This is a genomic window from Pontivivens nitratireducens (assembly GCF_011290545.1).
Lineage (GTDB): Bacteria > Pseudomonadota > Alphaproteobacteria > Rhodobacterales > Rhodobacteraceae > Pontivivens > Pontivivens nitratireducens.
The window spans coordinates 455,377-470,874 of sequence record NZ_CP049811.1 but is presented as its reverse complement, the minus strand read 5'-3'; the positions used below and the strand labels follow the sequence as shown (position 1 = coordinate 470,874).

10 protein-coding genes are annotated in these 15,498 nt (G+C 61.8%); 6 read left to right on the top strand and 4 right to left on the bottom strand.

Annotation, left to right across the window (positions count from 1 at the left end):
* Positions 1-6 precede the first annotated feature (6 nt).
* From G8E03_RS02270 to G8E03_RS02260, 3 genes are read left to right on the top strand one after another with little or no spacing between them, the layout of a single operon-like run.
* A complete protein-coding gene (locus G8E03_RS02270) occupies positions 7-801 on the top strand; it encodes a crotonase/enoyl-CoA hydratase family protein (RefSeq protein WP_166188212.1) in 795 nt (264 codons plus the stop codon).
* Positions 786-2,801 (top strand): ATP-binding protein, encoded by a 2,016-nt coding sequence (locus G8E03_RS02265; RefSeq protein ID WP_166188210.1) that lies wholly within the window; start codon positions 786-788, stop codon positions 2,799-2,801. Before G8E03_RS02270 ends, G8E03_RS02265 begins: the two co-directional genes overlap by 16 nt.
* Complete coding sequence (locus G8E03_RS02260) at positions 2,798-3,964, top strand: acyl-CoA dehydrogenase family protein (protein ID WP_166188207.1); 1,167 nt, start codon at positions 2,798-2,800, stop codon at positions 3,962-3,964. Before G8E03_RS02265 ends, G8E03_RS02260 begins: the two co-directional genes overlap by 4 nt.
* Before the next feature lie 148 nt (positions 3,965-4,112).
* Here the strand turns inward: G8E03_RS02260 and G8E03_RS02255 are convergent, their stop codons facing one another.
* Positions 4,113-4,583 carry an Lrp/AsnC family transcriptional regulator gene (locus G8E03_RS02255; protein ID WP_166188205.1) on the bottom strand — a complete coding sequence of 157 codons (471 nt, stop codon included), beginning with the start codon at positions 4,581-4,583 and terminating at the stop codon, positions 4,113-4,115.
* Positions 4,584-4,703: 120 nt separating this feature from the next.
* Between G8E03_RS02255 and G8E03_RS02250 the strand changes: the two genes are divergently transcribed.
* The 3 genes from G8E03_RS02250 (at position 4,704) to G8E03_RS02240 (ending at position 11,357) form a co-directional block, all read left to right on the top strand.
* Complete coding sequence (locus tag G8E03_RS02250; protein WP_166188203.1) at positions 4,704-7,076, top strand: transketolase-like TK C-terminal-containing protein; 2,373 nt, start codon at positions 4,704-4,706, stop codon at positions 7,074-7,076.
* 350 nt (positions 7,077-7,426) lie between these two features.
* Positions 7,427-9,709 carry a Hint domain-containing protein gene (locus G8E03_RS02245; RefSeq protein WP_166188201.1) on the top strand — a complete coding sequence of 761 codons (2,283 nt, stop codon included), beginning with the start codon at positions 7,427-7,429 and terminating at the stop codon, positions 9,707-9,709.
* Positions 9,710-9,908: 199 nt separating this feature from the next.
* Positions 9,909-11,357, top strand: a complete 1,449-nt coding sequence (locus G8E03_RS02240) for a 1-acyl-sn-glycerol-3-phosphate acyltransferase (protein WP_240910389.1) — start codon at positions 9,909-9,911, stop codon at positions 11,355-11,357.
* Between the two features lie 20 nt (positions 11,358-11,377).
* On the opposite strand, the gene G8E03_RS02235 is transcribed toward G8E03_RS02240, so the two are convergent.
* From G8E03_RS02235 to G8E03_RS02225, 3 genes are read right to left on the bottom strand one after another with little or no spacing between them, the layout of a single operon-like run.
* Positions 11,378-13,585, bottom strand: a complete 2,208-nt coding sequence (locus G8E03_RS02235) for a PAS-domain containing protein (protein ID WP_166188199.1) — start codon at positions 13,583-13,585, stop codon at positions 11,378-11,380.
* On the bottom strand, positions 13,576-14,739 hold the full coding sequence (locus tag G8E03_RS02230; RefSeq protein ID WP_166188197.1) for an FIST N-terminal domain-containing protein: 1,164 nt from the start codon (positions 14,737-14,739) through the stop codon (positions 13,576-13,578). The genes G8E03_RS02235 and G8E03_RS02230 overlap by 10 nt, the downstream gene beginning before the upstream one ends.
* 28 nt (positions 14,740-14,767) lie before the next feature.
* On the bottom strand, positions 14,768-15,478 hold the full coding sequence (locus G8E03_RS02225; protein WP_166188195.1) for a response regulator: 711 nt from the start codon (positions 15,476-15,478) through the stop codon (positions 14,768-14,770).
* Positions 15,479-15,498 lie beyond the last annotated feature (20 nt).

Genomic DNA, 15,498 nt, shown 5'->3' with positions numbered 1-15,498 from the left:
CTTGATATGACAACCACCTACGAAACCATCCTGCTTGACACCGACGCACGCGGTGTCGCCACCGTAACCTTGAACCGCCCGGACAAGCACAATGCCCTGAACGGCACGCTGATCGCCGAACTGTACGACGTCGCCGAAAAGCTGGCCAATGATGACAAGGTGCGCATCGTGGTTCTGACCGGCGCGGGTAAGAGCTTCTGCGCCGGAGGTGACTTCAACTGGTTCGCCTCCAATATCGAAAAATCCCGGGCCGAGCGGGTGGAGCAAAGCGCAACGCTGGCGCATCTGCTGCGCCGCCTCGATACCTTGCCCAAGCCCCTGATCGGGCGGATCAACGGGCCGGCTTATGGCGGCGGCGTCGGAATGATATCGGTCTGCGATTACACCATAGGCGCCGAAGGGTCGCGCTTTGGCCTGACGGAGGTGAAGCTGGGTCTGTTGCCCGCCAATATCTCGCCCTATGTCGTGGCGCGGATCGGCAAGGTGCATTCGCGCGAAACCATGCTCTCGGGTGCCCTGTTCGACAGCGCGCGGGCCGCGCGGATCGGCCTGCTGACCGAGGTTGTCGCCGCTGATGGACTGGACGCCGCCGTTGAAGGCGTCGTGCACGATCACCTTCAGGCCGCGCCGGGGGCCGTGGCCGATACCAAGGCGCTGATTGCCTATGTCGCGGCGCACGATCTGGAAACCAACATGATCTATACCGCCGACCGGCTGGCCGATGCATGGGAAACCGACGAGGGGATCGAGGGCATCAACAGCTTCCTCAAGAAGGGTACTCCTTCATGGCGGATAAAATGAGCTTTACCCGCGTCCTGATCGCCAACAGGGGTGAGATTGCACGGCGAATCCAGCGGGGCTGCCGCGCGCTGGGTGTGGAAACGGTCGCGGTCTTTTCCGAGGCTGACCGCGATGCGCCCTTTGTGGTCGAGGCTGATCACGCCGTGTGCATCGGCGGGGCCGCGCCTGCGGACAGCTATCTGAACGTCGATGCCATACTGGATGCCGCCCGGGTGACCGGGGCCGGTGCCGTGCATCCCGGCTATGGTTTCCTGTCCGAAAACGCAGGGTTCGCCGCCGCGGTCGAGGGGGCCGGTCTGGTTTTCATCGGGCCCGATGCCGACGCGATCGCAATGATGGGCTCGAAGATCGAGGCCAAGGCCGCAGCCGAGGCGGCAGGCGTGCCCGTTTTGCCCGGCTATCGCGGCGAGGACCAGTCCGACGCGCGATTGCTCGAAGAGGCGCAGACGCTTGGCACGCCGTTTCTGGTCAAGGCCAGCGCGGGCGGCGGCGGGCGCGGCATGCGTCTCGTCACCGATCTGGCCGATGCGCCCGAGGCCATCACCTCCGCCCGGTCCGAGGCGAAGGGCGCCTTTGGCGACGCGGCGGTGTTTCTGGAACGCTATGCGCCCCGCGCGCGCCACGTCGAGGTGCAGGTGCTGGGCGACAGCCACGGCACTGTGCTGCATCTGGGCGACCGGGATTGTTCGCTGCAACGCAACCACCAGAAGCTGATAGAGGAAGCCCCCGCCGCCGATCTGCCCGATGCCCTGCGCGATGACATGCGCGCGGCAGCGGTCCGTCTGGCACAATCCATCGGCTATCGCTCGGCAGGGACGGTGGAATACCTCTACGATCCGGCACGCGGGGAATATTACTTCCTCGAAATGAACACCCGTTTGCAGGTGGAGCATCCGGTGACGGAGGCGATTACCGGCATCGATCTGGTTGAATGGCAGTTGCGCATCGCCCGGGGCGAGGCGCTGTCGCTGGCTCAATCCGATGTGCGGTTCAACGGACACGCCATCGAGATCCGCATCGCGGCGGAGAATCCGGCCGAGAATTTCCGACCCGAAACCGGCCAGATCACCCTCTGGGCGCCGCCTGCGGGCGTGCGGCTGGACAGCGGAGTCGGGGCAGGTTCCGTCGTGGGTCACCATTACGATTCCATGTTGGCGAAGCTGATCGTCCATGCGCCCGACCGGGCCGGGGCGATCCGGCAGGCGGTCGCGGCGATTGATGCCTTCGCCGTTGGTGGCGTCGGTCTGAATCTGTCCTATCAACGCGCCCTGTTGACCCATGCGGATTTCGAGGCGTTCCGGCACCACACCTCGGGACTGCCCGAGATGTTTCCGGGCGGCTGGACCCAGCCCATACCCGATGCCCGCGACACTGGCCTGGCCGCCATGGCGCTGCATCTGCATCTGGCCCCGACGGGCGGATCGCCTTGGGAAAGCCTGGGGTCATGGCGGCTTACGGCGGCGGCGGGGCGGCCCGGTGCGGCGTCCTATTGGACCACATCCGAGGATGATCCGATCCGCATATCGGGCACCCCTGCAGAGCTTGCCGCCCTACTGCCGGACGGTCAGAGCACGACAGTCGAGTCCGTCACCCTGACCGGCGACCGCCTGTCCGGACGCATCGACGGCGTTCCCTTTTCGCGCATCGCGCATGTCGAACGCGCCCGCGATCATTGGCGGGTGCACCTTCAGACCTCGGCGGGGATCTGCGCGGTGGAACTGCGCACGCTCGAAGACCGGCATCTCGTCCGCGCCGGGGCCGGGGGTAGCGGCGCTGACCTGCTGACAGCCCCGATGCCCGGTGCCGTGGCCGAGGTGCGCGTCGCACCCGGTGACCGCGTCGCCGTCGGTGACACGCTGGTGGTGCTCGAAGCCATGAAACTGCTGCAAAGCCTGCCCGCGCCGGTCGCGGGCATCGTAACGGAAATCTATTGTGCACCGGGCGATACAGTCGCCGGGCACGCACCACTCGTCAAACTCGACCCGGAGGAAAAGACATGACCAGCCAGGATACCATCACTGCGGCCAACGGCCCGTTCAACGAAGATCTCGAGATGATCCGCGCCCAGCTGCGCCGCTTCATCGAGACGGAGGTGACAGCCAAGGCCGACGCATGGGAAGAAGAGGGCATGGTGCCCCGCGACGTGCTGCGCCGGATGGGCGATCTGGGCGTGCTGGGAATGCGCTATGATGAGCAATATGGCGGTGCCGGGCTGGATGTGATGTCCAGCGTGGTTCTGGCCGAAGAGGTCGGCCGCTCCACCTTCGGCGGATTTTCGGCCACGGTTCTGGTGCATACCGACATGGCCTCGCCGCATCTTGAAAACGCCGGCACACCGGAACAGAAGGCCCGCTGGATGCCGTCGATCACCTCGGGTGAGAAGATCGCCGCCGTCGCGGTGACCGAACCCGGTGCCGGGTCGGACGTTGCGGGTATGCGCACCCGCGCGGTGAAGGACGGGTCCGACTGGGTGCTGAACGGCACCAAGATGTTCATCACCAACGGCGTGCATGGCGATATCTATTTCGTCGGTGCCAAGACCGATCCCGATGCCAAGGGCTCACGCGGGATCACCATGTTCGCGATCGAAAAGGGCACGCCGGGATTCTCGGTCGGTCGTGCGTTGAACAAGACCGGCTGGCTGTGCTCGGACACCGCTGAACTGATCTTCGAGGATGTTCGCGTCCCTGCCGAAGACGTGTTGGGTGAGGTCAACAAGGGCTTCTATTCGGTCATGAAGAACTTCCAGAACGAGCGGATCGTGCTGGGCGCAATGGCCTGCGCCGAGGCGCAGAGCGCGCTGGACATGACCGTGGACTATGTAAAACAGCGCAAGGCCTTTGGCGGCGTGCTGTGGGACAAGCAGGCGATCCGCCAGCGTCTGGCCGATTGCCAGACCCGGATCGCGGCAGGCCGTCAGCTGGTCTATCATGCCGCAGGGATGGATGCCGCGGGCCTCGACTGCGTGAAGGAAGTCTCGATGGTCAAGGCATATTGCGGCGAGCTGGTGAATTCCGTGCTCTATGATTGTGTGCAGTTCCATGGCGGCATGGGCTATATGCGCGAAACCCCAGTGGAGCGCATGTCGCGCGATGCCCGCGTTCAGGCCATCGGTGGAGGTGCCTCCGAGGTGATGCTGGAAGAGGTCGCCAAGCGGATGTGAGCCATCACTGCCAAGAACCCGGCGAACTGGCGTGAAGACGCTGGCTCGCTGAAAAGGGGCCGGTGCGTGGGTTATGGAGCCATCTCCATGCCTCCCGCAACAGGTTGCCGGGTAGCGCGGCTAACCCACCGGTAGCCACCGCAGGAATTCACGGATTTCGCGATATGCCGGATTTCACCCGGCGGATCGGGATCGAGGATTCGATGGAGGCGACGCCGTCGATCTTGACCAACCGTTCGATCATCAACTCCTCGAACTCCTTTAACCCCGTCACGGCAAGGCGCAGCAGGTAGTCGCGATTGCCGGTCATCAGCCAGCAATCCACGACCTCGGGAAAGGTCAGGATCGCGGATTCGAAGCGGGCGAGCGCCTGATCCACCTGCCGGTCGAGCTTGACGGAAACGAACACCGACATCGCGAAGCCGAGCGCGGCCTCGTTTATCAAGGCGGTATATCCCACGATGGTGCCCGACTGCTCCAGCCGTCTCAACCGGCGAATGACGGGTGTCGCGCTGAGGCCGACACGCTGGCTCAGCTCCGCCGCGCTGATCCGCCCATCCAGGGTAAGCTCGCGAAGAATTCTGATGTCGATTTCATCCAGAGTAGGGTTTTCCACCATGCTACCTCGTATCGTGGCGTATTCACCTATCATAGGACGCGCGCCAGCCAGCAATTGCAAGAAACCAACGCAAGTGCGCTGATAGGGTCGTCCGAAACACATTGCCTGAGGATACGTGACATGAGCCGGAACCTGAAAATCGTCGAGCAGCGCCTGTTGTGGCTGTCGCACTGGATGATCCACAACGCCAACCACCTGCGCGACAAGGAAGACGGCATCAAGATCGGCGGGCATCAGGCCTCCTCCGCCTCCATGGTCTCGATCATGACGGCGCTGTATTTCTCCGCTCTGCGGCCCGAGGACAGGGTTGCGGTCAAGCCTCATGCCTCACCGATCTTTCATGCGATCCAGTACCTTATGGGCAACCAGACGCGTGAGAAGATGGAGGCGTTTCGGGGCCTGGGCGGTGCGCAATCCTATCCCTCGCGGACCAAGGACACCTGCGATGTCGATTTCTCGACCGGATCGGTGGGGTTGGGGGTGGCGATCACGTCCTTTGCGTCACTGGTGCAGGATTTCATCACAGCGAAATCCTGGGGCGATGACGTGCAGCCGGGGCGTATGGTGGCGCTGGTCGGGGATGCGGAACTGGACGAGGGCAACATCTACGAATGCCTGCAGGAAGGGTGGAAGAACGACCTGCGCAACACGTGGTGGATCATCGACTACAACCGCCAGTCGCTGGACGGTATCGTGCGCGAGGGGCTGTTCCGCCGGGTCGAGAAGATCTTCGACGCGTTCGGCTGGGATGTGGTTCGGGTAAAATACGGCGTACTGCAACGTGCGGCCTTTGCAGAGCCGGGCGGTGAAAAGCTGCGCGCCTGGATCGACGACTGTCCGAACCAGCTTTACTCCGCGCTGACATTCATGGGGGGCGCTGTCTGGCGGGAACGTCTCATGGATGCGCTGGGCGATCAGGGGGACGTCAGCGCGCTGATCGCACGCCGCTCGGACAAGGAGCTGGCCGACCTGATGGAAAACCTCGGCGGGAACTGCGTGGAAACGATGGCCGAGGTCTTCGCCGGGATCGACCACGACAGGCCGGTCTGCTTCCTCGCCTATACCATCAAGGGCTGGGGCACGCCCATCGCCGGGCACAAGGACAACCACGGCGGCCTGATGAACAAGACGCAGTTTGCCCAATGGCAGGATCATATGGGCGTGGCCAAGGGGCAGGAGTGGGAGAAATTCGCCACCGTGGCGGACCCGGACGCGCTGCAAGGCTTCCTCGACTCCGTGCCGTTTTTTGCCAAGGGGCAACGTCGGTTCAGCGATGCGCGGCTGAGCGTCCCAGATATCGAGATGGCCAGCGACAGGGACATCTCCACCCAAACGGCCTTTGGCAAGATCCTGGATGATCTGGCAAAGGGTTCCAGCGATCTGGCGGCGCGGATCGTCACCACCTCACCCGATGTGACGGGCACGACCAGCCTCGGCCCGTGGGTGAACCGGCGTAAGCTGTTTGCGCGGACGCAGCAATCGGACACCTTCATCAGCGAGAAAATCCCCTCCACCGCCAAGTGGGAGTTCACCCCCGAAGGTCAGCATATCGAACTGGGCATTGCGGAGATGAACCTGATGCTGCTGTTGGGCGCGGCAGGGTTGAGCCATAGCCTGTTCGGCAAACGGCTGATCCCCATCGGCACAGTCTACGACCCGTTTGTGGCGCGCGGTCTGGATGCGCTGAACTACGCCTGCTATCAGGACGCCCGGTTCCTGTTGGTCGGCACGCCCTCCGGCGTGACGCTGGCGCCCGAGGGGGGCGCGCATCAATCCATCAACGCGCCCCTGATCGGGATGAGCCAGGACGGGCTGGCCGCGTTCGAGCCTGCCTTTGTCGATGAACTGGCCGTCATCATGGGCTGGGCCTTCGACTATATTCAGCGCGACGGTGAGGGCGACCGGGATGAGCGCACATGGCTGCGGGATGAGACGGGCGGCTCCGTCTATCTGCGCCTGACCACGAAACCGCTGGAGCAACCCGTGCGCCGCGTGAACGAGGATTTCCGTCAGGGTGCCGTGGACGGGGCATACTGGCTGCGCGAGCCCGGCCCGAACTGTTCGGTCGTCATTGCCTATCAAGGCGCCGTGGCGGATGAGGCGATCGCGGCGGCGGGCATGATCGCCGAGCATCGTCGCGACGTGGCCGTACTGGCCGTGACCTCCGCCGATCGACTGCATGCGGGGTGGAGCGCTGCGCAAAGGGACCGCGCGCGCGGAAACCCCGCCGCGATGAGCCATGTGGAAAGGCTGCTGCAACAATTGCCGCGCGATTGCGCGATGGTCACTGCGATTGACGGGCATCCCGCAACGTTGAGCTGGCTGGGCGCGGTTGCGGGTCATCGCACCATTGCTCACGGGGTCGAGCATTTCGGACAGACGGGCACGATCGGCGATCTTTACCGGCATTTTCGAATCGACCGACGATCGCTGGTTCAATCAATCAGCGCGCTGACGGCAGGCGCGTCGATTGATTTTGCCCGTTCTGGTTGAGGTGTATAGCGTGTCAATTTGCACGTTATGGCCCTCAAATGCATAGTGAAGGTATAAATAAAACGTGAGCTGCGCGGTTCCGTAGCGTCACCGCGTGGCTTTCTTCTTGAAATGCGCCCAGTATGAATATGTTAACGAATACATGCTAGTTCGGCTGGGTCGGGGGATCACGCCGTTCCGGTATCGATGGGAATTGCGCTTCGTTCCGATATAAGCATTCGGCGGCGGACGCATCGGGGGCATAGCTGGAACCACTCGCCTTTGGATTGAATTTCTGGTTATATGGCTGGTAATGATTCCCGCATTTCGGGCAGGCGGGAAAACACACGTGTTGCGTGGAGGGTTAGAGAATGGCCAGTAATTATCGCTACGGCGGCGCCTATATCCTGAATGTCGACAACAATCAGATTCTAGATGTGGGCGTGACGGTGTCGATCACCGACAACGCGACAGACAACACGTACACAGCTTACACCAACGATACGACGCAGAGTTTTTCCCTGACCGGATCGTCCGTGGATGGCAACTATACGGCCGAGGAACAGGCCGGCACCGTGACCTTCACCTCCGGCGGCACCACATTGATGGGTACGTACGGCGTCTTCACTGACGATGGTACGACCTATGCGTTTTTCATCCCGGAATCCGGCACGGGTACCTTCACTGCGGGTTCGACATGGTCCGCAAGCGATGTCACCTCGGACGGATTCGGATATTCCGACGTCACCGCACAGGGTAACGACACGGTAACACTCGACGATGCGGGCCCTCGGGTCGTTCAGGGCGGTGCCGGCAATGACAACATTACCGGATCGCAACAGGCAGATACCCTGTATGGTGGCTCCGGGTCCGACACAATTTCGGGTCGGGATGGCAACGATGTCATCTACGGCGATTCGGACTCGATCCCGCGGCTTGCGTTCAAGTGGTCCGAACTGCCCGATCCATCGGGTGACAACTCTGCCATCGACGATAACGATGTCCTCGCCACAGCGGATGAGACCGGTTTCGCGACACAGAATGTCGGCGGTATCAACGTTTCGCTGGATTACGATGAGGAAGCGAACGGGCAGGACGTCACCTTCCAGGACCTTGACCAATATACGACCGGTATCGACACCGGCGGTACGGGTGCAGTCAACGGCAACTCTTCGGCTCAGGTGCTTGGATCACGGTCTGGCTCGGATCCGAACACGTCCGTTGTGACCGTCAATTTCTCATCCACCACGTCGGAATACCAGGATACCGTTTCCAACGTTCAGTTTCGCATCAACGATATCGATCAGAATGGAACGAACGGTTTTCGTGACCGGGTCATCGTGCGCGCCTATGACGCAGATGGAAACCGCATTGCCGTCACGCTGGAATCCGGCGGGGATGCTACGGCCGGTCCTACGCTGAGCGACCGGGCGGGCGATGGCTATACTGGTGTGGACACCGCGCTGGGAAATACAGGGACCGACGCCATCGATGCCGGGGGGTCTATCAAGGTCACGGTCAACGGTCCCGTCGCCCGGATCGAGATCGACTATGAAAATGCTGGAACGTCGAACCAGGCGATTTACATCACGGATATCTATTTCTCACCCATCGCGGCGCCGGGAACGGGCGCTGGCGACAGCATCGACGGCGGTGCAGGCAACGACACGATCTATGGCCTGGACGGAAACGACACGATCAGCGGCGGTGACGGCACAGATTCCATCGAAGGTGGCGCGGGCAACGATACGCTGGACGGTGGGGCAGGCACTGATACCCTGACCGGCGGGGACGGGTTCGATACCTTCGTCGCGGATGGCACGGACGATCTGATCTCGGACTTCAACACGGCTACGGGTCAGAATATCGACGATGGCAATCAGGCCAACAACGATTTCGTGGACCTGTCTGCCTATTACAATTCCGGCACGCTGGCAGCCTACAATTCCGCCAATGGCACCGACTTCACGCAAGCCATCATTGCGCTGAGAGACGATGCGGCAGACGGCGTACTGGATTCCGCGGGCGGATTGCGCCTGCCGGGTGTCTCATCCGAGGATCTGACATTCGACAACACCAATGTCATCTGTTTCACGCCCGGCACGTCTATCGTCACGGCGACAGGCGGGCGTGCGGTTGAGACGCTGCAAATCGGCGATCTGGTGGCGACCCGGGATCATGGCCTGCGCCCCTTGGTTTGGGTTGGCCGGCGTGAGCTGACAAAGGCGGAGGTCGAGCAGAAACCGCAACTGGCACCGGTTCTGATCCGTCGTGGCGCGTTGGGACCGGACAGCCCGAACCGTGACATGATCGTTTCGCCTCAGCACCGTATCTTGCTCAAGGGAGTGAGGCTGGCACTCATGACCGGTGAGACCGAGGCTCTGGCCCCCGCGATCGGACTGGTGAACGGCGATACGATCGTCAGTTGCGCGCCGGAGGCTGTCACCTATCTGCACCTGATGTGCCGCAATCACGAGGTGATCCGCGCCGACGGGGTCTGGACCGAAACATTGTTCCCCGGCGATCAGGCCCTGTCCGGACTGACGGCGGAGGCGCGTGCAGAGGTGTGTGAGTTGTTCCCCGATCTGACAGGGTTCGTGCCTGCCCGGACCTTGATCGCGAGCAGTGAGACCCGCTGGTTGAGCGCAGTCTGATCTCTAGACGGTGTGAGTGCGGATAGCGAAGGCGATGACCTTTGCTACGTCAAACATGGTGAGAGCCACGGACCCGGCTTGGGCCGCAGTGCCCAAGGTGCCGCCTAGCATGACACCAGGATCCTGCACCACAGTCCCTTTCCGTTCATTTGATGATTTTGGCGTCTCGCCTATGTGCTGAGTGCGCGAAAGTTCCGACGTGCCTATCTGCCTTTCCGCGAATGCCGCGGCACCGTTCGGGGTGGACGTGACCGTCACGCTGACGCAAAGTCGCGCAATGTTTCAAACTGTCGAAATTCCAATCTGGCTTGTATTTCTCGGCGGTTTAACACTGACCATCGCGGTTCTGAACCGCGTGCTGGTCCCGTCGGTCCGCTGGTTTTTCCGGGCGCGCATCAACCGGGCGCTGCGCCGTGTCAACGAGCGGTTGCAGCTTTCGATCAAGCCTTTCAGCCTGACCAAACGGCAGGTTCTGGTGGACAGGCTGACCTACGACCCCGTTGTGATGTCTGCGGTCGAGGCGGAGGCACGCCATCGTGGCATCCCCAACGAGGTCGCAGCCGAGGAAGCCGCCAGATATGCGCGCGAAATCGTGCCGAGTTTCTCCGCCGCGACCTATTTCCTGTTCGGCGTGAAGTTGAGCCGCTGGATCGCGCAGAAACTGTACCGGGTGCGACTGGGCGCGAATGAGAACGCCTCACTGGAAGGGATCCATGCCGACGCAACGGTGATTTTCGTCATGAACCACCGATCAAATTTCGATTACCTGTTGGTGACCTATCTGGCGAGCGAGCGAACATCGCTGAGCTATGCCGCCGGTGAGTGGGCCCAAATCTGGCCCCTTGAACAGGTGGCCAAAGCGATGGGCGCGTTCTTCATCCGGCGCAGGTCGGAAAATCCGCTCTATCGCAAGGTCCTGTCGCGATACGTCCAGATGGCGACGGAGGCAGGTGTGACACAGGCCGTGTTCCCCGAAGGCGGCTTGAGCCGTGACGGGAAGCTGCGCCCGGCAAAACTGGGCTTGCTAAGCTATATCCTGCAAGGGTTCGATCCTGCGGGCACACGCGATGTGGTCTTCATTCCCGTCGGGCTGAACTACGATCGGGTGCTGGAGGATCGGATCCTGGTCGGCTCGGAGCTGGATGAAAAGGGCCGCCCGCGCTTTCGTGCGAAGGTCTCCACTGCATTGTGGTTTTTCCTGCGGCATCTGTGGATGCGCATTATCGGCAAGTGGAACCGCTTCGGCTATGCCAGCGTCAGTTTCGGGGCGCCGATCACGCTGCGCTCCCTGTCATCCGATGGCCGTATCGGCGCGGAGGCATTGGGCCATAAGCTGATCGACGCGGTGGGAAAGGTCGTGCCCGTTCTGCCCGTACCGCTGGTTGCGCAGGTTCTGCTGGACAGTGGCACACCGCTGCGCCGGGCGCAGATCGTGGATCGCGCGATGGTGCTGAAGGATCGTCTGGTGGATCAAGGCGCGCATTTCCATCTGCCGCGCGGCGATTTCGATTATGCTGTCGATGTGGGTCTGCGGGCCTTGGTGCGACGCAAGGTTCTGCGGGAAACTGATGAGGGCTACCGGCTGAACCCCGCTCAGGAACCCTTGCTGGCCTATTATGCAAACTCGATCGCGCATTTGCCGCGCTGATGCCGGCACATCTCCCTGGATCAGATGTTCTGCCCTTGCAGCGCGTTGGTAAAGAATTCCAGCAGCTTTTCCTTGTCTATGGGTTTTGAGAGGAGTTGCAGCTTGTTTGTGTGACAGGCTCTGTGCAGTTCCTCGCTGCGGTCGGCTGAAATCATCGCGGTCGGGATCCTGCCATAGGTGTCGATCAGATCGCGGTAGAGTTGAATTCCCGAGGCGTCTGGTCCCAGTTGATAATCCAGCAACATGAAATCGGGCACCAGCTGGATCTCGGCCAGCAGGTTTTTCGCCTCGGTCGCGTTGTGCGCCAGCAGAACCTCTGCGCCATGAGTCTCGATCATCAGGGAAATTGCGTTGGCGAGCCTGAGGTCGTTTTCTACGAGCAGCACCACCATGCCCTCGATGGCGTTGCCCCATTTGGCGCTGGATTTCGGCAGACCCAGGCGATTGCCGTGCGGGCCGGTGGCGATCTTGACGGTCAGGCCGAAACAACTGCCCTTTCCGACTTCGGATTGCAGCGTCAAATCATGGCCCAGACCCTTCGCGGCACGCTCCACGATGGCCAGCCCCAGCCCCAGGCCGTCACTGCTGTTCAATTGGTCGAGGCGGGCGAATTCCTGAAAGATCGTTTCGCGGTGTTCCATGGCAATGCCGGGGCCGGTGTCCCAGACCTCGATCCGGGCGGTGCTGCCCGTGCGGCGCACACCCACGACAATACGTCCGGTCTGCGTGTATTTGATAGCGTTGGTGATGAGGTTTTGCAGGATCCGCCGCAAATATCCCACATCGCTCAGAATGCTCAGCCCGCTGTCGATGATGGTAAGGTGCAGGCCCTTGTCCTGCGCCATCGGGGTCAGCTCATCGCGCAGCAGCGCCAGAATCGGGGACAGCGACACGGCGCTTTTGTCGAAGGCCGCCTCTCCTGCGTCAAGCTTCGAGATGTCGAGCAGCGCGCCGATGATGTTCTCCATCCCCAAAAGGGCGTTTTCCGCCTTGCTCAACACCAGCCGGGCATCGGGTTCGTCCAGTCGATCGGACAGCGATGACATGAACAGCTTCGCTGCGGACAGGGGCTGCAACAGGTCGTGACTGGCCGCGGCGACGAAGCGGGATTTGGACGCGTTCGCGCGCACCGCGTCGGCCAGCGCCTCGCCCAACTCCTCGGTCCGCGCGATCACGCCCTGTTCCAGTGTTTCGTTGATTTGGGAGAGGGCACGCGTCGCGTTCCGTTCGGCAGACACGTCCGTAATGCTGATGACGAAACCGCGATCGGGCATTTCCTGGGCAAAGATGCTGAGCGTCCGCGTCGCGCCGCGCGTTACCTCGAACGCGATGGGGCGGCGGTGGGCACGTCGTTGGGTCCACCTGAGCAGCTTCTCCGCACTGAACCCGCCATGAAAGACCGTCTCTTTCTCAAGCGTCAGCAGCAGCGTCGAAAAGGGCAGGCCCAGCACGCCGCGCTCCGGCGGCAGCGCCAGCATACGGTTCATGATCTTGTTCCAGCCGACCAGTTGCCCCTGGTTGTTGAAGATGCAGACCCCCTGGTTGAGGTGGTCGAGCGTGGCTTGCAGAATCTCCGTCTGCTGGCCCAGCATCTTGTCACGCTCTTCGCGCTCGGACAGCATCATGTCGGTGACGTCGGTCTGCAGGATCACGGTGCCGCCATGTGCGGTGCGGTGCTCACTGATCTGAAGCCAGCGGTTCCAGACCAGACTGACATTGAACACGACGTGATCCTGGCTGTGATGCGACAGGCGCATTCTGGCCCAATCCTCGGGTGTTTGTCCCGCCGGGACGGCCAGGAAACGGCTGTGGGAGATCATCGTGACGTAATCCGAAAACAGCAGCCCCTCCTTCAACTGGTCCGCCACATCACCGATATCGCTGCAGAACCGGCTGTTGAAATGCACCAACCGCTCGTTCGGATCGAACAGGGCGAAACCCTCGTCGATGGTTTCGATAGCCTCCGCGATGTTGGATCGGGTCTGCTCCGTCTCGACATTGGCCTGTTCCAGCCGGGCATTTGTCTCTCGCAGCAGGTCGAGGGTCTTTTCCAGTTCCCGCGTACGCTGGCGGACCTGCGTTTCCAGCAGGGCGGCCCGTTCGAATTGCTGATAGGCCAGCCCGGATTGATCGTTTTTCTGTTCGACCCGCCGCATCAGGGACTGGGCGATCTGCAACAGCTTTTCGTTCTGCCGCTCGATCGAGTCGTTGGGATTGATCAGGGACATGTGGGGTCCGTATTCTTGCGATAGATCGCGACGCCGGTCATCGTCTGGTTCACATGCAACGGTCCGATCTGTTCGCCATAGGTCGAGAAGCCGGTGACGTTGAACTGTGACAGCACGTCGGAGACTTCGCGGGAAACCTGGCTCTGCTCCGCCTCGATCCGGCGCAGGATGCAGTCGCATCCCAGAATATCGGTAAAGGCCGCCCCGGCGGTCAGGGCCCCGAATTTCTGGCGCAGATGCTCGGCCATGTTCTGCGGCTCGGCCACGGTCAGCACCATCCCCTCATCTATGGCGGAAAAGAACACCAGCTCACCGGCCTCGTTCACCTGATGGATGGCGCGGACATGGTGGTCGCTGCCGATCCGCACGACGACCGGGTGCGACGCGAATGTGAAGGGGTCCATCTGGTTGGGGTCCTTGCCGATGATGCGGGCATATTCGCGGCCTGCGGGTTCGGCGTTTATGGACTTCACGATCCGGCGTTCGGGATCGGCATCCGTCACGACCATCCGGGTTTCGGTAGGCAGAAAGTGATCGAGGCTGAAGACTTTGGTCTCATGCACGCTCTGCACAAGGTTGAGCACCGCACCCTTGAGCAGGATCTTTCCGTTGATCGCCACGAAGGTGGCCTGAAAATCCGCACCGTCACCGGCGGACGCGCCAAAGAGCGGCATGTTGCGCAGAGCCGGTGAGATCAGGGCCGTCAGCGTGTCCTCCTGCAGGGACAATCCGTCGATAATCAGGAACACGAAACCGCTTTTCATGTCGGGGTTGGCCCTTTCCAGCGCCACCCGCTCACGCGCGATGCGATAGATTTCGGGCTTGGCGTGGAACCGGTCCAGATCGTTGATTGGCAGAGACTTGGTCGCGAAATCCGATTTGGGAAAGCCCACGGCGATGATCAGACCTTCCTCGTAACCCGCCATGCCGATTTCACCTGCGGTCGTGCATGCGACCGTATCTGTATCGGGATACAGTCGCTCCGCTTCCTCCACCACGGCGTGAAAGTCGGTCTGGGGTGTGACGAACAGGATCAGCAGGCTGAGGGGGGTATCCCCGAGTTGCGCTTTCAGTTCCGCGACCGGCGCGGTCGTGCTTGCGCGGACCTGGGCCTTGTGCAGCAATCCCGTTTGGGACGTGTCATGCGTGGTCATTCAGGTCTTCCTCCCCGTGTTGTGAACGTCAGGGTGCCTGCTCCGCATTTGGCAGTGCCTCGAAATAGCGTGCCTCCTGCACCACGAGGACGGCCTGCGTGCGGCGCTGAACGCCAAGCTTGCGCATGATTGCGGTGACATGCGCCTTGACGGTCCCCTCCGCTATGGTCAGATCGAAGGCGATCTGCTTGTTCAGCTTGCCCTCGCAGATCAGTTCCAGGATGCGGCTTTGTTGATTGGTAAGTGAGGACAGCCGTTCGATGATCTGGGTCTGGCGTTCCGAGCTTTCGGATTCGACGAAACCTGCGGGTTTGTAGACGCGATCGTTGGTAATCTCGTCCAGCGCCTGCTTGAAGATCGCGCGACCGGAATGTTTTGGCACGAACCCCGAAGCCCCGGCGGCAATCGCCCCGGTGATGACGTTGTTTTCGGTCATCGAGGATACGACGAGCACGGGCGAGCGGTCCGACTGACGCTTGATACGCACCAGGCCCTCGAACCCCTTCACATCGGGCAGATTCAGGTCCAGCAGGATCAGCGCGGGCGGCGGGGCACGGTCCAGAACGCGCAGGCCGGCCTCGATATTGGTTGCGGTCCGCACGTCGGTGAATTCCCCTGTCGCGCGCAGCGTCAGCTCCAGCGCGTCGCAGAACAACGGATGATCGTCGATGATCAGCGCCCACCGGTGGTGGGGATCCGGGGCGTCGTGATCTGACGAAGTCTGCGCGTTTGCTGCCATGCGTCAACTCTAGCGACATG